The 19437-nt window shown below is 63.8% G+C and carries 15 protein-coding genes; 6 read left to right on the plus strand and 9 right to left on the minus strand.

The window, feature by feature from the left end; genetic code table 11:
• Position 1: 1 nt before the first annotated feature.
• A complete protein-coding gene (locus ASD58_RS11095) occupies positions 2-2209 on the minus strand; it encodes a TonB-dependent receptor (RefSeq protein WP_229209961.1) in 2208 nt (735 codons plus the stop codon).
• 79 nt (positions 2210-2288) lie between these two features.
• Here ASD58_RS11095 and ASD58_RS11100 point away from each other — a divergent pair, with 79 nt between their 5' ends.
• From ASD58_RS11100 to ASD58_RS11110, 3 genes are read left to right on the plus strand one after another with little or no spacing between them, the layout of a single operon-like run.
• Positions 2289-5435 carry a ligand-binding sensor domain-containing diguanylate cyclase gene (locus ASD58_RS11100; RefSeq protein ID WP_057261186.1) on the plus strand — a complete coding sequence of 1049 codons (3147 nt, stop codon included), beginning with the start codon at positions 2289-2291 and terminating at the stop codon, positions 5433-5435.
• 60 nt (positions 5436-5495) lie between these two features.
• Positions 5496-5912, plus strand: coding sequence for an ester cyclase (locus ASD58_RS11105; protein WP_057261187.1), 417 nt, complete (start codon positions 5496-5498; stop codon positions 5910-5912).
• A gap of 8 nt (positions 5913-5920) precedes the next feature.
• Positions 5921-6505, plus strand: a complete 585-nt coding sequence (locus tag ASD58_RS11110; protein ID WP_057261188.1) for a Crp/Fnr family transcriptional regulator — start codon at positions 5921-5923, stop codon at positions 6503-6505.
• A 14-nt stretch (positions 6506-6519) separates the two neighbouring features.
• Here the strand turns inward: ASD58_RS11110 and ASD58_RS11115 are convergent, their stop codons facing one another.
• Genes ASD58_RS11115 through ASD58_RS32180 form a run of 7 tightly spaced genes read right to left on the minus strand, consistent with a single transcriptional unit; the run spans position 6520 to position 13952 of the window.
• Positions 6520-7101 carry a hypothetical protein gene (locus ASD58_RS11115; protein WP_057261189.1) on the minus strand — a complete coding sequence of 194 codons (582 nt, stop codon included), beginning with the start codon at positions 7099-7101 and terminating at the stop codon, positions 6520-6522.
• 1 nt (position 7102) lies between these two features.
• On the minus strand, positions 7103-10777 hold the full coding sequence (locus tag ASD58_RS11120) for a pilus assembly protein (RefSeq protein ID WP_162253008.1): 3675 nt from the start codon (positions 10775-10777) through the stop codon (positions 7103-7105).
• Between the two features lie 17 nt (positions 10778-10794).
• On the minus strand, positions 10795-11424 hold the full coding sequence (locus tag ASD58_RS11125; RefSeq protein ID WP_057261191.1) for a hypothetical protein: 630 nt from the start codon (positions 11422-11424) through the stop codon (positions 10795-10797).
• Positions 11421-12533: a PilW family protein gene (locus tag ASD58_RS11130; protein ID WP_057261192.1), complete on the minus strand. Its 1113-nt coding sequence runs from the start codon at positions 12531-12533 to the stop codon at positions 11421-11423. The genes ASD58_RS11125 and ASD58_RS11130 overlap by 4 nt, the downstream gene beginning before the upstream one ends.
• Before the next feature lie 8 nt (positions 12534-12541).
• The gene (locus ASD58_RS11135; RefSeq protein ID WP_057261193.1) at positions 12542-12910 is read right to left on the minus strand and encodes a hypothetical protein; all 369 of its coding nucleotides are present in this window, start codon (positions 12908-12910) and stop codon (positions 12542-12544) included.
• Between the two features lie 11 nt (positions 12911-12921).
• A complete protein-coding gene (locus ASD58_RS11140) occupies positions 12922-13512 on the minus strand; it encodes a GspH/FimT family pseudopilin (protein ID WP_156401240.1) in 591 nt (196 codons plus the stop codon).
• Entirely contained in the window at positions 13512-13952 is a 441-nt protein-coding gene (locus ASD58_RS32180; protein WP_304438516.1) for a type IV pilin protein, read from the minus strand. Before ASD58_RS32180 ends, ASD58_RS11140 begins: the two co-directional genes overlap by 1 nt.
• A gap of 213 nt (positions 13953-14165) precedes the next feature.
• Between ASD58_RS32180 and mutS the strand changes: the two genes are divergently transcribed.
• Genes mutS through ASD58_RS11160 form a run of 3 tightly spaced genes read left to right on the plus strand, consistent with a single transcriptional unit; the run spans position 14166 to position 18821 of the window.
• Entirely contained in the window at positions 14166-16841 is a 2676-nt protein-coding gene (gene mutS / locus ASD58_RS11150) for a DNA mismatch repair protein MutS (protein WP_057261195.1), read from the plus strand.
• Positions 16838-17788: a hypothetical protein gene (locus ASD58_RS11155; protein WP_057261196.1), complete on the plus strand. Its 951-nt coding sequence runs from the start codon at positions 16838-16840 to the stop codon at positions 17786-17788. The genes mutS and ASD58_RS11155 overlap by 4 nt, the downstream gene beginning before the upstream one ends.
• 52 nt (positions 17789-17840) lie before the next feature.
• The gene (locus ASD58_RS11160; protein WP_057261197.1) at positions 17841-18821 is read left to right on the plus strand and encodes a HEAT repeat domain-containing protein; all 981 of its coding nucleotides are present in this window, start codon (positions 17841-17843) and stop codon (positions 18819-18821) included.
• Positions 18822-18860: 39 nt separating this feature from the next.
• On the opposite strand, the gene ASD58_RS11165 is transcribed toward ASD58_RS11160, so the two are convergent.
• Positions 18861-19415: a peptidylprolyl isomerase gene (locus ASD58_RS11165; RefSeq protein WP_057261198.1), complete on the minus strand. Its 555-nt coding sequence runs from the start codon at positions 19413-19415 to the stop codon at positions 18861-18863.
• Positions 19416-19437 lie beyond the last annotated feature (22 nt).

The following is a 19437-nucleotide window of genomic DNA, read 5'->3' on the forward strand; positions in this document are numbered from 1 at the left end:
ATCAGTAATTGAGCTTGAGCTGCAGGCCGTAGGTGCGCGGTTCGTTGACCACGCCTGTGAAGTTGTTGAAGTCGATTGCCGCCACCGCGACCAGTTTGTTGCTCACATTGCGCACGAAGGCTGCCATCTCGTAACGCTCGCGCCCGTCCTTGTAGCCAAGCCGCAGGCCGCCTTCGAGCAAGGGCCGCGCCTTGTACTCGGCCGCCTGGTACAGGAAGAAGTTGTACTTGCCGCGATAGGCCCAGTCGGTATGGACAAACAGCTCGCCGCTGCGCCAGGGCTGGCTGTAGCGCAGCGTGGCATTGGCGATCCAGCGCGGCGAGCGCGGCAGCGGGTTGCCATCGATCGAGACACTATTGGGTGCGCTTGCGCGCGGGTCGAGCACCGTGCAGCCATTGCCGCAAGGGATCACGAACAGGCCGCCATCGCGGATCTTCGTCGCGTTGTAACTGGCGCCCAGGCTGGCCGTCCATTCACTGTTGGGGCGCACCAGCCATTCCACCTCGGCGCCCTGCCCGCGCACCCTGGCGGCGTTGACCAGGCGGTTCTGGTTGACGACGCCGCTGCCGGCCGTGAGCTGCATATCGTCGACCGTATAACGGAACAAGGCGAAGCCGAGGCGCGCGCGGCGCTGCATGAAATCCCGCTTCCAGCCAGCCTCCCAGCTCAGTGCCCGTTCGGCGCGCGCCTCGGAAATGCTGTTACCAAACAGGATGCGGCCCTGGATCGACGGCGCGCGGTAGCCGGTGGCGACGCGCGCGTACACATGGCTGTCGGGCGACAGTGCCTGCGTCGCGCCAAGGTCCCAGCTGAGGTTGTTGCCGCGCGGCGCCGCCGCCAGTCCGGCGATCGGCAGCGCGCCCGGCGCCGGCTGCGGGCGGGCGGCGAGGAACTCCTTGCGGTCCTTGGTGTAGCGCAGGCCGGCGTGCAGCAACAGGCCTGGCCGTGCACGCCACGACACGGCGCCGAAGGCGGCCAGCGAACGGCTCTCCTGCTGCTGCCAGGCGTAAGCATTCTGGCGATTGCCATTGAAGGTGTCGAAGCTGTAGCTGTCGATCCTGATCTCTTCCTTGAAGCCGTACACGCCGGCCAGCCAGCTCCACGCCCGGGCGGCGTCCGATTCCAGCCTGAACTCCTGCGTCAACTGCTTGTGCCCTGGCAACGCATCGGCAGTCTCGGACGGGAATGGAATGCGGCCCGGACCCATCGGCAAATGCGACAGCGCGCCATAACCGGCATCCACGTCGGCGCGACTGTAAAAGCGCGCCCGTTCCCAGCCCGATATGGAGTGCAGTGAGAGTCCGTCGAACTGCCAGCGCAGGCGCAAGCTGGCGCCGTTCGTTTTCAGGAACTGGTGGTTGGCGCCGTCAGTCGGCAGGCTGGCGTAATCAAAGCCGGGCGCCAGTGCATTGCTGCCCTTTTGCAGGATGTTGGCGCGGAACAGCGTGGCGCGTCCCGCCATGCGGCGCCCGTGCCCGTTCAGCAGAGCGCTGAAGGCGGCACTGGGCTGGTACAGCAGCTGCACCCGCGCCGCGTTGTCGTGATAGCCCTCGAATTCCGTAGTGGGCGCACCGGGGCGGTCGTTGAAGACGCGGTTGGCACGGTGCTGGCTGAGCAGCGATACGCGCAGCGCCAGCGTCTCGCCCAGCGGCGCATTGAATGCACCATCGACGTTGCGCATCTCGTCCTTGCCATAAGCGGCGCTGGCATAGCCTTCCGTCCTGAAGGCCGGCCGCGCGGAATCGAACTTCACCACGCCGGCCGGTGCGTTGCGCCCGAACAGGCTGCCCTGCGGCCCGCGCAGTACTTCCACCTGCTGCAGGTCGAACAGGGGGAAGGACTTGAGCAGCGGGTTTTCCTGCACCACCTCGTCATACACGATGCCGACCGGCTGCGCGGCGTTCAGGTCGAAGTCGGTATTGCCCAGGCCACGCAGGTAAAAGCGCGGGAAGGAACGGCCAAAGTCCGATTCGATGTGCAGGCTCGGCATGCGCGAGGCCAGGTAACGCAAGTCGCGCCCGCTGGCGGCCAGCACGTCGAGCGCATCGCCAGCCAGCACGGAGACATTCAGCGGCACGTCCTGCAGCGGTTCCGCGCGGCGCTGCGCCGTGACGTACACACTTGGCAGCGCCCCTTCCGCCGACTGCTGCGCCCACGCCTGCGGCCATGCCGCCAGGCCCGCCACACCGATCGCCCACCATGCGCGCATGCTGCCTCCCGTGTGGTTCATGCTAGCAGAGATAGCTGAGCGTGGCATAATGATAGTTTCAATTTAACACTCTCCGGCAATGCGTTCGCTGCTGCGCTCCTCCTTGTTGGCCTGCCTGCTCGCTGCGGGCACTATGGCATCGGCGCAACAACGTCCGGGCGTGGTGTCGTTCCAGCGCATCGCCATGCCGGACCAGGTGCCGGCCCACCTCAGTACAGCGATGGTGCAGGACGCGCAGGGCTTGCTGTGGATCGGCACCCAGGATGGCCTGGTGCGCTACGACGGCTATGGCTACAAGGTGTTCCGGCCGCGTCCCGGCGATCCGGCCGCGCTGGGAGGCAGCTATATCCGCACCCTGCACGCCGCGCGCGACGGCCGGCTGTGGATCGGCACCATCAGCGGCGGCCTGTCGGTGTTCGATCCGCGCACCGAACGCTTCATCCAATACCGCCACGACCCGCAGCGCAAGGACAGCCTGGCCAACGACCGGGTGGAAGGCATTGCGGAACTGGCGGGCGGCGTGCTGTGGCTGGCCACCGACAACGGCCTGTCGATCCTCGATCCGGCCAGCGGCCGGTTCACCCACCACCGCCACGTGGAAGGCGACAGCAGCAGCCTGGCCAATAACCAGTTGCGCGCCGTGCTGCTCGATCGTGAAGGCCGGCTGTGGGTAGCCGGCGATGCCGGCTTGCAGCGCTGGCTGGGCGATGGCCGCTTCTCGGCGCCGGTCGGCCCGGCCAACGCGATCCGCCTGTTCCAGGACAGCCAGGGCCGCATCTGGATCGGCAGCTCGCGCCAGGGCGCCGCCGTGTACGATTCGGCCAACGGCGCGCTGCGCAGCGTGTCCGGCCTGGGCCACTTCTGGATCTACAGCATTGCCGAACCGCTGCCTGGCGAAATCTGGCTGGGCACCTTCGGCAAGGGCATCGACGTGGTCGACGGCAGCAGCCTGGCGGTGGTCGACCGCCTGCAATACGACAGCACCAGCACTTCCAGCATCGGCAACGACCGCGTTGGCGCCCTGCTGGTGGACCGCTCCGGCCTGGCCTGGGCCGGCACCTGGGGCGGCGGCATCGCGCATCACGATCCTTCCAGCCGTGCCTTCCTCAAGCTGCGGCACAGCCCCGCCAACCCGCTGGGGCCCAGCCATCCCGCCATTGTGCGCGCGCTGGAAGCTGCCGACGGCAGGCTGTGGCTGGGCACCAATGGCAATGGCATCGACGTGCTCGATGCCGGCGGCAAGCTGGTGGCAGGCTTCCGGCCCGACGCCGCGCGCAGCGACGCGCTGGCCGATGGCGCCATCACCTGCCTGGCGCAAGGGCCGGATGGCAGCATGTGGGTAGCGACGCTGGACGGCACCCTGCACCGCCAGCGCCCCGGCCAGCAAGGCTTCCAGCGCTTCGGCAGCGCGCAAGGCTTGCCGGGCGGCCCGGTCCGCACCATGGTTTTTGGCACCGACGGCGCGCTGTGGGCAGGCGCCCAGCAAGGCTTGGCGCGCATCGGCAAGGATGGCGCGGTGAACACCTGGCGCCACCAGCCCGATGACCCGGCCAGCCTGTCCGGCCGTGAAGTCGAAGCGCTTGCTTTCACGCCGGACGGCACGCTGTGGATCGGCACCAATGACGGCCTGAATGCATTCGACACCAGGAGCGGCAAGGCGCGCCGCATATACCGCGATCCTGCGCGCGCCGACAGCCTGCCCGACAACTGGGTGCCGGACCTGATGGTCGACAAGGACGGCCAGCTCTGGCTGGCGACCCAGTCCGGCGCCGCCATCCTGCGCTCTTTCGACGGCCAGGCGGCGCGCTTCGACCTGCTGTCGACGCGCCTGAAGCTGCCGCCGCACCCGCCCGAATCGCTGCTGCAGGACGCGCAAGGCCAGGTCTGGCTGGGCAGCCGCGTGCGCATCGACCCGCTGACCTGGCGCTGGCGCAGTTTCGACCGCGCCGATGGCAATGAATTCCGTACCCTTTACTACGCCAGCCGCGAACGCATGCGCAACGGCGACCTGCTGTTCGGTTCACCGGAAGGCTTGCTGCGGGTGCGGCCGCACATGCTGCGGCGCTGGGAATACAAGCCCGCCGTGACAGCCACCGCGCTGACCATTGACGGCGTCGAGCAGCCCGGCGCCGGCATCCTGGCCGAGCGCACGCTATCGCCCAGCCAGCGCGATCTGCGCCTGGAATTTGCAGCGCCCGACTTCAGCGCGCCGGAACAGCAGCAATACCGCTACCGCCTCGATGGCTACGACGCCGGCTGGGTCAACGTCGACGCCCGCCAGCGCGTGGCCGCCTATTCGCACCTGCCGCCGGGCGACTACCAGCTGCGGGTCCAGGCCAGCAACCGCGCCGGCCAATGGAGCCCGCAGGAATGGGCCCTGGCCCTGCACGTACAGCCGGCCTTCTACCAGACCTGGTGGTTCCGCTGCGCCATGTGGGTGCTGGGCGTACTGGGTGTGGTTTTCCTGTTCCGCCTGCGCCTGCACGCCCTGCGCCGCCGCGGCGAACGGCTGGAGCGCCTGGTGGCCGAACGCACCGCCGAACTGGAAGCGGCCTCGCGCCGGCTGGAGCAGGCCAGCCTGACCGACCCGCTGACCGGCCTGCACAACCGCCGCTACCTGGAGCAAACCATCCAGGCCGACTTCGACCTGGCCGCCCGCCGCCATCGCAGCATGCCGCCGGAACCGCATTCGGACCTGGTGCTGTTCATGCTCGACCTCGACCACTTCAAGCGCGTCAACGACCAGCATGGCCATGCCGCCGGCGACGCCGTGCTGCAGCAGACCGCCGCCCTGCTGGGCGATTGCATGCGCAGCTCCGACCATATTGTGCGCTGGGGCGGCGAGGAATTCCTGCTGGTGGCGCGCTTCATCGACCGCAACGATGCGCCCGCGCTGGCGGAAAAAATCCGGCTGGCCGTCGCCGCCCACGAGTTCCTGATCCCCGGCGGCCAGGTGCTGCGCAAGACCGTATCGATCGGCTTTGCCACCTTCCCCGGCATGCCGGGCCGCCCCAGCGCGCTGACGCCGGAATCGCTGCAGCGCCTGGCCGACGCCGCCCTCTACGCCGCCAAGCACACCTGGCGCGACGCCTGGGTCGGCGTGCAGGCACGCAGCGGCGAAGCCGGCCTGTCGCGCTTCCTGGCCGATCCCACCAGTGCGGTGGAAGCTGGCGACGTTTCCCTGCTGGTGCCGCAGCAGCGCGGCCGGGTCGTCAACTGGCATTAACCCGGGTTAATTACACGGCGCCCTCGCCTCGCTAAGCTGTCTTCTTTCACGGAGGAAGACATGACACTGCAAGCCAACGCGCGCCTGATCGAGCGCTATTTCGAAGAAGTCTGGAACCAGGGCAAGGTCGACGTGCTCGACGAGCTGCTGGCCAGCGACTACCGCAACCACAGCCCTGGCCTGCCCGATCCGCAGCCGGGCCCGGAAGGCTTGAAGCCTATCGTGCTGATGATGCGCGAGGGGGTTCCCGACCTGCATTACGCCATCGAAGACCTGGTGCTGGCGCCGGACCGCGTGGCCGCCTTCGTTCGCATGACCGGCACCCACACCGGCAGCTTGTTCGGCATCGCGCCCACGGGCAAATCGATCGACGTGCGGCAAATGCAGATTGAATGGATCAGGGATGGCCGCATCTGTCAGCATTGGCGCATCACCGAGGACTTGAAGCTGATGCGCCAGCTTGGCGTCATCCTATAATCACAGGCATGGAACACCTGACGCTGGTGCGTGCCTTGCGCCGCCTGGAACAAGCTGCCGGCTTACAACTGCCGCAAGTGGAGCAGCTTGCCGCTGCAGTGCAGCTCGTGCAACTGCCCGAACGCGCCTTCGCCTTTCACCAAGGCGACGCCTGCCCGCGCCTGTTCGCCGTGCGATCCGGCTTGCTCAAGCAGTTCTACACTACGCCCGACGGCAAGGAATGGATCAAGAGCTTCACGGCGGAGGACGAATTGTTTGCCTGCCCGATCGGCTTCCAGCCGGGTGGCTGCACCAGCTTCGGCGCAGCCGCGCTGGAGCCGAGCGTGCTGGAAGTCATCGACTGGCGCCTGATCGACGCGCTGGGCGAACGCCACCTGGCGTGGCAGAAGGCGATCCGCTTCGCCTTCCAGCAATTGACCCAGTTGAAAATGGTGCGCGAGCGCGACTTGCTGATGTACACGCCGGAACAGATGTACCAGCGCTTGCTCGATGAGCGCCCGGCGCTGGTGCAGCGCGTACCGCAGAAGGAATTGGCGGCCTACCTGGGCGTCACGCCCGTTGGCCTGAACCGCATCGCACGCCGGCTTGCCTAGGCCCGCGCCTGGCCTTACAGCCCCGCGCTGCGCACCACGCGCAGTTCCATCTGCAACTCACTGTGCACCGCTAGTTGGCCGATGCGGGCGGGCAGGAAACGCACATGGCGCAAAGCCGCCAGCAGCTTTTCCTCATCGTCTTCGTTGCCATCGACGTCGACCACCTGAACGCGCACCACTTCGCCCAGCGCGTTGATCCAGAAACGCGCGGTGATATAGCCGCCACTGGTGCCGGGCAGCTCAAGCAGTTCACCGCGCGCCAGGCCATCGGCCACGGTTGGCGGACTGGTCAACACGTGCAACTGAAAAAATTGGGGAGGGGTGTGGTCTTGCTCCACCACGGCCGGCGGTTCGGGGGCCGACACCGGAACGGGAACAGGTGCCGCAGCCAGCGGCTGGGCCGCCTCGGGCATCCTGGCAGGTTCGGCAGGCGCCGCCACCGGTTCCGGCAACAGGGTCACCATCAATGCTGCGGGCGCAGGCGGTGGCAGTGCCCTGGCGGCGTTGCCATGCTTGCCGACGCCAAGCAGGAGGGCCAGGTGGGCCAGCACCGTCAGGGCCAGGGCGCTGCCCTTGCCCCACGGTGCGCGCCGCATCTTATTTGCCCAACTCACGCCACTGGAGGCGCTTGGTTTCAATCTTGCCACCATTGCCACTGTCGCCTGGGGCTGGCTTATTCAAACCAAACGTTTTAGGACGCTTGCCGTCGGCGGTAACGGCAATGATCACCGGTTTGCCACTTGGCAGCTTGCTCACCGTCATACCCACGATCGGCGAAGTCAGCCTGGAGCCCAGCGGGGCCTTGTCGTTGGCCGCGCCGCCGCTGCCGTTGAACTGGTACAGCCAGCTATAACCGCCCGGCTGGCAGTCCGATGCCGTTGGCACCACGGTCGGCACCAGCAAGGTGCCTTCGAACAGTTGCGGATCGACGGCAACGCGCTCTCCGACACTTGGCAGTTCGATGTACCAGCCCAGATCGCTCGTCCAGTTAACCCGCTTTGGATCGACGATATTGCGCGAGGTATCGGACGAAGTCATGGTCTGCTTCACGAGTGCGTTCAACGAGACAGTCTTGGTCGTTTCCAGGTCGTCCTTGATGCCGCCCACGATTTGCGCGTCGACCGACATATTGTCCTTTGGCAGGACCAGGTCGCTCGTGCCCAGGAAACGGCCGGTACCGAAATACACGATCACGGATTTGGAAGGGCCTTCCGTCAGTTCCGGTGCAGCCATGATCGGCTTGCCGCTGTCCAGCGCCAGCAATTTGGTCACGGTGGCGGCTTTCAGGTCGAAGCGCCACAGATTGCCCAGCAGGTCGCCGCCGTAGGCAGCAACCGCAGAGTTATCCTTGTTAAAGTCGAACGCAGCAATGTTCAGGCGCGCCAGCCCGCTTGGATTGGCTTTCGTGCCTTCACCGGTGGAAATATCAACGGCATTGGCTTTCAGTTTCGGATCGGCCAGGTCCAGCATGAACACATGGCCCTTGCCGTCGCCATCGTACTTGCCGTCTTCCGCGACGTTGTTGTAGCCGGAGGTCAGCACCGCCACCCATTTGCCATTGACCTTGGTGACGTGCGCCGGGCCAAAGCTGTAGCCGAGATTCGGGTTGTCTTCGGCCGTAAAGTTCCACAGCACTTTCGGCTTGGCCGGATCGGTGATGTCCAGTGCGTAGTAGCCGCGGCCACCCTTGCCCATGGCGCCGATCAGGATCGTCTTCCAGTCAGAACCGATCTTGACGTCGGCCACCGTCAGCGAACCGTCCAGGAAATAGCGGTGGCGGTCGGCGTAGTCGCTGTTGGCCAGTTGCCACAGGTCGGGCAGCACCATTGGCGGAATGTAGGCCCAGCGCTCCTCACCGGTATCAGCGTCGAAAGCGTGCAGCATGCCATCATTGGAGGCTGCATAAACGGTCGGGGCGCGATCAGAGTTCTGGTTGGCAAATTTGTCGTAGTCGCCATCCTTGAAGCCGAAGGGCGGTTGGCGCACATACACCGGCTGCGAGTGAACAAAGTCACCCAGGATCTTGTCGCGTTCGCGGTACAGGCGCTTGCTTTCCTTTTCCACCACGACCTGCGGATCCTGGCCGCGCAGGAATTTCACCAGCGTATCGGCGTTGGCCGCCTTGATTTGTTCGGCAGACCAATTCTTGTATTGGCTCAGCGACTTCTGGACCGTCTCGTTGAAGAAGGCCTTCTGGGCTGGCGAGATATCGCCGGTGGTAAACGGCACCAGGTTATTGCTGGTGTCCGAAGTCCAGATGGTGCGGGAGTCGCCGTCGGCAGTGATCCTGGTGCGCAGCTTCACGGCAGCCTGCCATTTCGGATCGCCCGTGACTTCGCCGGTGGTGGTGTTCATGGCGTAGGCGCTCAACTCGCCATCCCATGCGCCGGTGCGGTAGTTGGCGATATAGATGTTGTTGTCGCCTTCAGTCGGCTGCAGGTTACTGGTCGCTGCTGCGGCGCCGCTACCGTCGGACTGGCCGATGCTGCCCAGCGCCTGGTGCAGGCTCTCCTGCAGCGCTGCCGGGTCCTTGGCACTGAAATAGGTGCCGCGGCCGCTGACTGCAGCATGCCACAAGTCGTCGATGGTCTCCGCCGTGTTCTCGGTTGGCGCAGGCCAGTTCTGCGGGCCCTGCAGGATCTTGTAGTACTCGCCCGCCTTGGCCGTCTTGTAGTCGCTACGGTAAGGCAGCGTGCCGTCGACACCAAGGCCGAGGGTGAACGTCGTCATGTGCTGGTGGTTGGCCACATCGCCGATGTTGGCTGCACCGCCCGCGCTCGGGACGATGTTCTCCATAGTCGGACGCAGGTCGTTGTTGTAATAGTAGAAGGCGACGTCGGCCAGCGTGATCTGGTCGCCAGTCACGCCTTTCGAGCCGGCCTTGTACGGCGCATAGGACGGGCGCGGGGCCTTGCTGATGTCGCCGTCCTGGTCCTTCATCTGGACGCTCCGGTCAGCATCGGTGTACAAAGGGGCGTTGCCGTTCCAGTAGCCGTCGGTGGCCAGGATGGTGAAGTTGCGCTGGCAAGCAGCCTGGATCGGATCCGGGCCTTTCGGGAACGCTTCGTTCTTGCCGAACTTATACAGGCGGCCTACTTCGTTCAACGAAGCACGCAACGGCGTGCTGGTGTCCGGGTTGAGCTTATACAGTTCCGTGTAGAACGACTCTTTATGCGCGCCCTCGAAGGCCTCGATCGGGACCGCGATGGTGGAGTTGTCGATGGTCACCAGGCCCATGCGGGCGTGGAAGTAGTTCGCGTCGGTCTTGTCGTCGGTTACCTGCTTTGGCGTACCGCGCACGTCCTTGAAAGCCAGGCCGATGGCCGACTTGGCCATTTGCGCGCGCGTGCGGTACCAGGCGTACCAGGTCGCGAAATTGCTCATCTCCTCTTCAAAGTTGCAGCTCGTCGCACCGCGGCAATCGGTACGGCTGGCAGCCTTGGGATAGCTGGTGCGGGTCGGCACGATGTCCACCCGTTCCCACTGGCTGTAATTGACGGTGGTATGGCCATTGTCGCGGGCTGCCTGGCAATTATTGCCATTGGCGTCGCACCATTTCACGGTCACGTTGTAGTAGTACGGCGCTCCCGTCACCTCTTTGGCATTCGGGTAGTTAGCGTTCGGGTAAGCGTAGCTCGTTCCGCTGATGGCCTTGACGCAGGTACTGCCCCAGGCATCGCACCAGACGCGGTCAGGGAAGCTCGCAGCATCTTTACCGACCGTCATCAGGTTTACGGTGTCGCCGGCCTTCAGCTTGTCGCAAGAAGTGCTGGGGCCGCAAGGGTAGTCCAGGTTGGTCTCGCCGTAAGTCGTTTCAACGCGCTGCTTGCCGTAACCGTCACTCGGAATCCCCGACCATGGCGATTTGTAGGAGGTCCGCGCCGCCTTGGTGGCATCGGGACGCGGCGCGCCGTCATGGTTGACCGGCCAGTCGTAGCGCACGGCAGGGTTGTAGTAGATCTTGTTGAATGCGCTGGAGGCAAACGGCGGGTCGCCGTTATTGCAGACGGCAGTAATCCGGCCGTCGGTGTTGCGGCAATATTTTTCAAAGTTATTACCCGACTTCATGCGAACGTAGTCGGGCATGTAGTTCCACAGCATGCTGCCCGAATTATCCAGGTCGAGCATGATGTTCGGCAGCAGCACTACTGTCGTGGAGTTTGCCAGCGGCTTGTCCGCCAGGTCCGTGGTGGCAGCACGCGACATGGCGGCGCCCAGCACACTGCCGGTAAACAGTGCTGCCAGCATCAGATGTTTAAAGAGTGGCCTCATTGATAGGTCTCGCATACTCATTGTGAAATAACCGCCTGTACGAAACTGACGTTGGAACGCGGGCCAATCACCCGCACAGTGATACGGTAAAGTGCGACCGTAGTGCCGGAGACCCCGGTGTTGTTGAGCGGCTGGTAAGTCAGCATCGGGCGCAAAATGCCGATACTGTTGTCACCGATACCCTGGGCCCCGGATGGCGCGGTAGAACACTTGGCCGGGTCAAACTCGCCGGCCACATCGCACATGCGGTGGATCACGTAAGACACCTGGTTGCCCGCGACATCGACTGGAAGCTGGGCCACATTGCCCTTGTCGTTCCAGTCCAGGTCATCGTTGGCCTCCGGCGTATCGTTGCCCGTCAAGTCGAGCGACGCCTGGCTGCTGGCGGAGTAGCCGCTGTCGCCGGCGTCGTTGTCCAGCCCACCCGGGCGCGCACTCAGCCACGCGATCGCCGCTTCCACGCCCGCATCGGCGCTGATCGCCGCGCTTTGCTTGAACGCCAGGTTGCCCGCGATCATGGACGAGGTATCGACCGAACGCATCATGGCCAGTCCGGCCAGTGTCATGGCCACCAGCACGATCAGCGCCATCACCAGCGCCACACCGTGCTGCCGGCGGCGCCCTGCCGAATTGATTACCGATTTCATATCTTTCCCCAGATCACGTTACGCAGCGGGATGACGGTCTCGTATACCCGGTAGCGATAGCAGCCCCAATCGCTGGGGTAGTTGTCGGTTTTGATCGTCGCCCAGCTGGACTTCAGCGAGGTCGTCGCTTTGCAGCCTTCGCCGGCAACGGGACGTTCGTACTGGGTGGAACGCGTGACCAGCGCGACGCGAATCGCCTTGATGCGCGCCCAGTCGGCCGGCAGCGGGTTGTCCCAGCCCGGGTCGGAGGCATTGACCCAGGCGTTGATGGCCTGGGTCCCGGCCGGCGCGACGCCATACTGGGCCTGCAGGTCAACCACGTCAGTCATGACCAGCTCGTTGGTGACGGCTGGATTCTGCGAGTTATCGCTGCGTTCCAGGTCATGCGTTGCCGTATTGACGGAATAGACCTTGCGGAAAATCGGGCCATTGGTGGCCGGCTTGAAACAGGTCACGCTGGCGCCGGACGGGTACTTTGGCCAACCATTGTCATTGGAAAAACTGGCCGGCGGGTTGTATTCCCCGCTCGTGCCCGGGTTGTGCTGCAGCTTGGACGCCACGTCCTGCACTTCGGTGATTTTCATCACAGTGCAATTGCCGGCCTGGGATACCAGTGCCAGGTCGCCCTCCGAGCATGCCGCTGGATTGGCGACATCCAGTTCGGCCGATGGCAGCAGCATTTTCCTGGTCGTGATGGTAGAACCGGACGGCAAGGACGAACCGAGGTTAGGATCGGCGAAATACTGGATGGCCAGGGTGTCCGGCTTGGTGCCGCCGTCCTTGATCAGTGCCGGGGCAAAGCTGATATTGGTCAGGGCCCCTGCCGCGCCACCGCAGCTTGCATTCTTGTCGCAGTAGGCATAGATCGTCGTGCAGCCCGAATAGGAATTGCTGCCCGCGGCCATGCCCCAGCCGGCGGCCTTGGCATCGCGCTCCAGCATGTACAGCGCGATAGCGCCGTTTGCCTGCGCGTCGGCATTGCTGGTGGTGGCGCGCTTGCGCGCTTCGTTATTGGTGAATGCCTGCGCCACGATCAGTGTGCCAAGCATGCCGATCAGCAGGCCGACCATGACCTCGATCAGCGTGAAGCCTTTGTGTGAACGGTACATAATTTTCCTCAACCGTTGATTTGGGCCACGGCCTGGTATTTGTGGTCCTTGGACTCGCCAGGAAGCTTCCAATTGATGGTGATGGTCACCGTATTGCCTTGGACTGCCACTGTGCGTTTGCCGTTTGGCAGGCCAGGTACGGCCTGGTTATCGCCGATGTAATCCGACCACTTGTCGCGATGCACCCACATATCGCCCAATAGCTGGTTGGCCGCGAAGCTGGCCTCCAGGCGATATTTGGAATCGGTGACCTGGCGCGTTGCCGAGGCCTGCATCCACAGGAAAGCCAGGATGCCGAAGGAGAAGATCAGGATGGCGGCCAGCGCTTCAAGCAATACGATGCCGTCCTGGCTGCCAGGTTTAAACTTGCGAATCATGGGATTGCTCCTTAAGTACAGCCCTGGGGTGTGCCACCCAGTCTGGTGTCGGGATCGCACATGCGGACCTGCCCGCCCGCGCCAACGGTCACGACATATCGGCGCGCTTCGCTGGTCTTGGCGTTGGTGACGTCGATGCGGCTGATTTCAGTGCCGGCAGGAGCGCTGGCCCGTCCGAAGCTGTCGAAGGTGACCACGGCCGGCTTATCGAGGCCGGCGCCAGCCGACAGGATGGAAGCAAAGGTATCGGGCTTGAGCGGCTTGGGCAGGGCCACGGTGGTGACGCCAACCCGCGCGTTGTTGCCGCCTTCATCCGGCCCACGCTCCTGAATCGAAGCCGAGCAGATGTTGGCGTTCACGCAGCCGACCGTCCACGCCACCTTGCCTTCTTTGTCGGTCAGGGTGAAGCGCACCTGTGTACTGCGCCGCAAGGCTTCCGCGCGCGCCAACTGCAAGCCGTTCAGCACCGATTCCGCCGCAGTGCGGTTCTGGGCGTCCTGCACCATGCGCGAGAAATTTGGCATGGCCAATGCCAGCAGCAGGCCCAGGATGCTGATGGCGACCATCAGCTCGATCAGGTTCACACCACTTTGCTTACGCATCAGCAGCGCCCGCCCGTCGCGGTCACCCAGCAAGTGTTCGAGGTGCTCCAGCCGGTCGGCACGGCCGATGTCTTCCTGGCATTACTTTCATTGACTTCATAGGTAAAGCCGTTCATCGGGCCCTTGCCTTCGGCTTTCAAGCCGTAGCTCATGCCGTCAGCCGCGATATTGCAGGTGAAGGTGAAGTCCGGGTTGGTCGATGGCGCTGCCGCAGCGCCCTTGTCGCAAGCGCCGGCGTAGGTACGGTTATCCTGGAAGAATTGCTCCAGCTTGATGCGCATGTCCGCCAGGCCGTTGGTGGCTTGGGGGATGTGGCCACGAATGACATAGTCTTTATATGATGGCAACGCTATCGCGGCCAGGACAGCGATGATGGCGATAGTAACCATCAGTTCAATCAGGGTAAAACCACTGCTGCGGTGCTTGAATATTTGATTCACAAGGGTTCCTTTACCAGCAAAACATGTCTTGCCGAAAAATAATTTGCGGAAGTTTAACTGCATTTGGGCAAGAAGTCTCGCACAATCCGTTGCTATGGAGCATCATTAGAACGGTTTATCTATGATTTGGCGTGGTCGCCGCACACCCGCCCCCTAGGGTAAAATGCAATGTTTTCCCGCGCCCGGCGCGACGCCCGACCGAAACTTCGAAAAATGACCACCCTCCCCTCCGAAATCAATCCAGACGCCGTCAAGAACAGCCCGGCCGAAAAAGTGACGCCGATGATGCAACAGTACCTGCGCATCAAGGCCGATTACCCGAACATGCTGGTGTTCTACCGCATGGGCGACTTTTACGAGTTGTTCTTTGACGATGCCGAGAAGGCCTCGCGCGTGCTGGGCATTACGCTGACGGCGCGCGGCAGCCAGAACGGCGTACCGATCAAGATGGCGGGCGTGCCTTTCCATTCGCTGGATGGCTACCTGGCCAAGCTGGTCAAGGTCGGCGAGTCTTGCGCGATCGCGGAGCAGTTTGGCGACCCGGCCTTGGCCAAGGGGCCGGTGGAACGCAAGGTGGTGCGCGTGGTCACGCCGGGCACCCTGACCGATTCGGACCTGCTGCCGGAAAAGTCGGAGCGTCCGCTGCTCTCGATGACCATGATCAGCAACCGCAAGGTGGTCACCTGCGGCCTGGCCTGGCTGTCGCTGGCATCCGGCGCGCTGCGCCTGATGGAATTCTCCGGCGACCAGCGCAGCGTCAACACGCGCCTGGGGCAGGAACTGGAACGCATCGCGCCGGCTGAAATCCTGCGCGGCGACGATGCCGACATGTTCGACGATATCTCGATCTGCCATGTCAACAACGTGCCTGCCTGGCACTTCGACGTGGTGCACGGCCACAAGGCCCTGCTGGACCAGCTGGCGGTCGCCACCCTGACCGGCTTCGGCGCGGAAGGCCTGGGCGCGGCGTTCGGCGCAGCTGGCGCCCTGCTGCGCTATGCGCAAGCGACCCAGGGCCGCGGCCTGCAGCACGTCAAGAGCCTGTCCTGCGAAACGGAAAACGAGTACATCGGCCTGGACGCGGCGACGCGCCGCAACCTGGAACTGACGGAAACCATCCGCGGCCAGGAGTCCCCTACCCTGTTCTCGCTGCTGGACCACTGCCGCACCGCCATGGGTTCGCGCCTGCTGCGCCACTGGCTGCACCACGCCAAGCGTGACCAGTCGGTGGCCCGCGCGCGCCATGATGCCATCGCCGCGCTGATGCAGCACGACACCACCGGATCGCTGGCCTACCACCTGGCGCAAGTGCCGGACATCGAGCGCATTACCACCCGCGTGGCCCTGCTGTCGGCCCGCCCGCGCGACCTGTCCGCCCTGCGCGACGGCCTGCAGCAATTGCCCAAGCTGCAGCACGCCATGCAGCGCGCCCTGAGCCACGACAACGCACAAGGCTTGCTGGCCAAGCTGCACCACGGCCTGAACGAGCCGGAGGAATGCGTCGGCCTGCTGGTGCGCGCCATCATGCCGGAGCCGGCCACCATGGTGCGCGACGGCGGCGTGATCGCCCGCGGCTACGATGCCGAGCTGGATGAACTGCGCGGCCTGTCCGAAAACGCCGGCCAGTTCCTGGTCGACCTGGAAACCCGCGAACGCGAACGCACTGGCATCGCCAACCTGCGCGTCGAATACAACCGCGTGCACGGCTTCTACATCGAAGTCACCAATGGCCAAGCCGACAAGGTGCCGGAAGACTACCGCCGCCGCCAGACCCTGAAGAACTGCGAACGCTACATCACGCCGGAACTGAAAGCTTTCGAAGACAAGGCCTTGTCGGCACAGGACCGCGCCCTGGCACGCGAGAAGATGCTGTATGACGAGCTGCTGGCCGCCCTGGCCCCGTTCATCGGCCCGCTGCAAGCGATCGCCCAGGCCCTGGCCCAGGTCGACACCCTGTGTTCGTTGGCGGAACACGCGCTGCGCAACAACTGGTGCGCGCCGAACCTGGTGGCCGAGCCCTGCATCAATATCGTGGAAGGCCGCCACCCGGTGGTGGAAAACCAGATCGAACGCTTCATCGCCAACGACTGCAAGTTCATGGCCGACCGCCGCCTGCTGCTGATCACCGGCCCGAACATGGGCGGTAAATCGACCTTCATGCGCCAGGTTGCCCTGATAACCCTGCTGGCCTATGTGGGCAGCTATGTGCCGGCAAGCAGCGCCACCATCGGCCCGATCGACCGCGTGTTCACCCGTATCGGCGCCACTGACGACCTGGCCGGCGGCCGTTCCACCTTCATGGTGGAGATGACGGAAGCGGCCACCATCCTGAACGGCGCCACCGAACATTCGCTGGTGCTGATGGATGAAATCGGCCGCGGCACTTCGACCTTTGACGGCCTGGCGCTGGCCTGGGCCATTGCGCGCCACCTGATCGAAACCAGCCGCAGCTTCACCCTGTTCGCGACCCACTATTTCGAACTGACCCAGTTGCCTGAAGCGCATCCGACTGCCGCCAACGTGCACCTGTCGGCAGTGGAGCACAAGGACTCCATCGTGTTCCTGCACGCGGTGCAGAACGGCCCTGCTTCGCAAAGCTATGGCTTGCAGGTGGCCCAGTTGGCCGGCGTGCCCCAGCCGGTGATCAAGGCCGCGCGCAAGCACCTGGCGCGCTTGGAAGCGCAAGCGCTGGACGCAACGCCGCAGCTCGACCTGTTCGCCGCGCCAGTGGCCGATGCCAACGACGACGAGGCGCCATCGGCCGCCCCCGCCGCCGATCCGCGCGCCGAAGAACTGCTGGCGGCGCTGGACGACATCGACCCGGATGCCATGACCCCGCGCGAAGCGCTGGACCGCCTATACCAGCTCAAACGCCTGGCAAAGGCATGAAACGGCGCTACGCCTTGACTGCCGCGGCCGTGCTGGCGGCCGCCATACTGGCCGCGCCGGCCGCATTTGCGCGCGGCGACAAGCCTGCGCCGCGCAAGGGCGAATTCAGCTTCGCCCTGCTCGGCCACAACTTCCCCAAGGGCCAAGGCGATACCGAATTCCGCCGCATGCTGGCGGAAACGAGCCGCAGCGAGCCGGCCTTCCTGATCGCCATCGGGCTCAAGGCGGCCAGCGAACCGTGCACCGATGCCCTGTACCTGGAGCGCCGCGACCTGATGAACAGCGTCGAGCGCCCGCTGGTGCTGCTGCCGGCTGGCAGCGACTGGACCGAATGCCGCAACTCCAACGGCAAGTCGAACGCCATCGAACGCCTTAACCGCATTCGCGAACTGTTCTTCGCCGAACCCGATGCACTGGGCAAGGGCAAGCTGCCGCTGAACCGCCAGTCCGGCATCGCCAAGTTCCGCGACTACGCCGAGAACACCTATTGGGAATACGAAAACGTCCTGTTCGTCACGCTCAATGTGCCGGCCAGGAACAACCACTACCTGACCGAAGCTGGCCGCAACAGCGAATACGAAGACCGCATGGTGGCCAACCGCGGCTGGCTGCACCGCGCCTTCCTGCACGCCAAGCGCAAGAACATCGCCGGTATCGTGCTGGTGATGGATGGCGATATCGGCGCCCATGTGGAACAAGGCTTCTTTGCCCGCCTGGCGCAAAAGCGCGACGGCTTTACCGAGATCCGCCGCATCGTGCGCTCGCAGGCCGACAAGTATTCAGGCCAGTTGCTGCTGGTGGATAACCGCAAGCAGGACAAGGCCGCCCCGGCTATCGAATGGAACAAGAACGTCGGCCACCTGGCGCTGGGGGCCGAATGGGCGGCACTGCGCGTGATCCCCGGCAGCGCCGAGGTCTTCAGCCTGGCACCAGACCATTCACAATAATCATTATTAAATTTATAATTACCCTTTTTAACCAGAACTAAAAAGGGACGTCGTGAAACAACTGAAATCGCTGCCTGGCCTGCTCATTGCGCTGGCAACCCTGTCGGGTTGCGCCATCAATATGGGCGTACCCGTTAAAGACCCGGTGCAGTCGACTGTGGCTTACAACAACAACGGCGCCGCGCCGCAGCCGGTTGGCTTGGCCGTCGAAGATGCGCGCGATGGCAAGAACAAGGAACAACTGCTGACCGGCCGGATTCCAATGAACCTGACCTACCAGGATAAGCCGTTCAACGCGGTGAATTGGATTGCCGACCAGACCGCGCGTGAAATGTCCGCGCGCGGCTTGCCGGTGACTGTGGCGCAAGCCGGTGGCGCTGGCACGAAACTGAGCTTCAAGCGCATCAGCATTGAAAACCACCGCGCCAGCGGCTTCTCGCCGTTCGTCACCTTCACTTCGCTGCGCGCCGATATCGACACGCCGCAAGGCGTGCAGCACGTGGCAGCTTACGTGAAGCGCGGCAAAGTGCCGGTATGGTCGTTCGACGAAGTCATCGATCCGACCTACAACGCTCCATTGGATGTACTGACCAAGGAACTGGCGGCCAAGCTGAACCAGCAACTGTTCAAGCAGTCCGTCAGCGATGATCAGGTCAAGGTGCTGATCGACAAAGTCAACCGCGATATCGCGCTCGATACCGTCTGGCTTGACGTGTACCAGCTCGGCTTCAGCAATAATCAGCTGGCCGTTCCCGAACTCGTCAAGCTGAGCAGCCACGAAAGCGAATACGTGCGGCTGGCCGCCCTGTCCTCGCTGGGCATCCTGAAGGCCACTGCACAAATGCCATTCCTGGTTGGACGCTACGAGTCGCAGACCGGCATCTGGCAGGACCGTGCCATGGCACTGAAGGCCATCGGCGATATGGGCACCTCGGAAAGCCGCGCCTACCTGGAAAAACAGATGGAACGATTCAAGACCGGCGAAGACAATGAATCGCGCTGGACCCGCGAGATCATTTCGCTCTACCTCTAAGCGCCAACAAAAAACCCCGCAGCAGCGGGGTTTTCTCTTTTAGTGAATCGGGTGGCTGCGGAAGTGATCGCCTTCCTCGCCATCGTCACCTTCTTCTTCGTCGCCGTCGTGGTGGTGATGGCCATGCGGGCCATGCACGTGTTCGTGGGCGATTTCTTCTTCAGTGGCGGCGCGCACGTCGATCACTTTCAGTTCAAAGCGCAGGGCCATGCCGGCCAGCGGGTGATTGCCGTCCAGGACCACTTTGTCTTCGGCGATTTCGGTCACGGTGAAGATCATTGCGTCGTCATCTTCGCCGCCTTCAGGCAGGCCTTCGAACTGCATGCCGATTTCCAGCGGCTCCGGCAGGCGCGCGCGCTCTTCCACTTTCAGCAGGTTGGGATCGTAATCGCCAAAGGCGTCTTCCGGTTCAATCTGGATCGTGGTGGCATAGCCGTTTTCCTTGCCGTCCAGTTCTTCTTCGATTTTCGGCAGGGTGTTCTCGTAGCCACCGTGCAGGTAGACCATCGGCTGGCGACCATCTTCGATCAGATTGTTCTGTGCGTCGGACAGTTTGTACTCCACCGTCACAACGGTATTCTTGGCGATCTTCATTGAGCTTCCTTTCATATCTAAG

The organism is Duganella sp. Root1480D1 (genome assembly GCF_001427305.1).
Lineage (GTDB): Bacteria > Pseudomonadota > Gammaproteobacteria > Burkholderiales > Burkholderiaceae_D > Rugamonas.

What these genes read in the sequence shown, in the direction of transcription:
- ASD58_RS11110 (WP_057261188.1), top strand. Translation starts at nt 5,921, where the DNA reads ATGGAACACCTGACGCTGGTGCGTGCCTTGCGCCGCCTGGAACAAGCT.
- ASD58_RS11115 (WP_057261189.1), bottom strand. Translation starts at nt 7,101, where the DNA reads ATGCGGCGCGCACCGTGGGGCAAGGGCAGCGCCCTGGCCCTGACGGTG.
- ASD58_RS11095 (WP_229209961.1), bottom strand. Translation starts at nt 2,209, where the DNA reads ATGCGCGCATGGTGGGCGATCGGTGTGGCGGGCCTGGCGGCATGGCCG.
- mutS (WP_057261195.1), top strand. Translation starts at nt 14,166, where the DNA reads ATGACCACCCTCCCCTCCGAAATCAATCCAGACGCCGTCAAGAACAGC.
- ASD58_RS11120 (WP_162253008.1), bottom strand. Translation starts at nt 10,777, where the DNA reads ATGAGGCCACTCTTTAAACATCTGATGCTGGCAGCACTGTTTACCGGC.
- ASD58_RS11130 (WP_057261192.1), bottom strand. Translation starts at nt 12,533, where the DNA reads ATGTACCGTTCACACAAAGGCTTCACGCTGATCGAGGTCATGGTCGGC.
- ASD58_RS11140 (WP_156401240.1), bottom strand. Translation starts at nt 13,512, where the DNA reads ATGCGTAAGCAAAGTGGTGTGAACCTGATCGAGCTGATGGTCGCCATC.
- ASD58_RS11135 (WP_057261193.1), bottom strand. Translation starts at nt 12,910, where the DNA reads ATGATTCGCAAGTTTAAACCTGGCAGCCAGGACGGCATCGTATTGCTT.
- ASD58_RS11125 (WP_057261191.1), bottom strand. Translation starts at nt 11,424, where the DNA reads ATGAAATCGGTAATCAATTCGGCAGGGCGCCGCCGGCAGCACGGTGTG.
- ASD58_RS11155 (WP_057261196.1), top strand. Translation starts at nt 16,838, where the DNA reads ATGAAACGGCGCTACGCCTTGACTGCCGCGGCCGTGCTGGCGGCCGCC.
- ASD58_RS11165 (WP_057261198.1), bottom strand. Translation starts at nt 19,415, where the DNA reads ATGAAGATCGCCAAGAATACCGTTGTGACGGTGGAGTACAAACTGTCC.
- ASD58_RS11105 (WP_057261187.1), top strand. Translation starts at nt 5,496, where the DNA reads ATGACACTGCAAGCCAACGCGCGCCTGATCGAGCGCTATTTCGAAGAA.
- ASD58_RS11100 (WP_057261186.1), top strand. Translation starts at nt 2,289, where the DNA reads ATGCGTTCGCTGCTGCGCTCCTCCTTGTTGGCCTGCCTGCTCGCTGCG.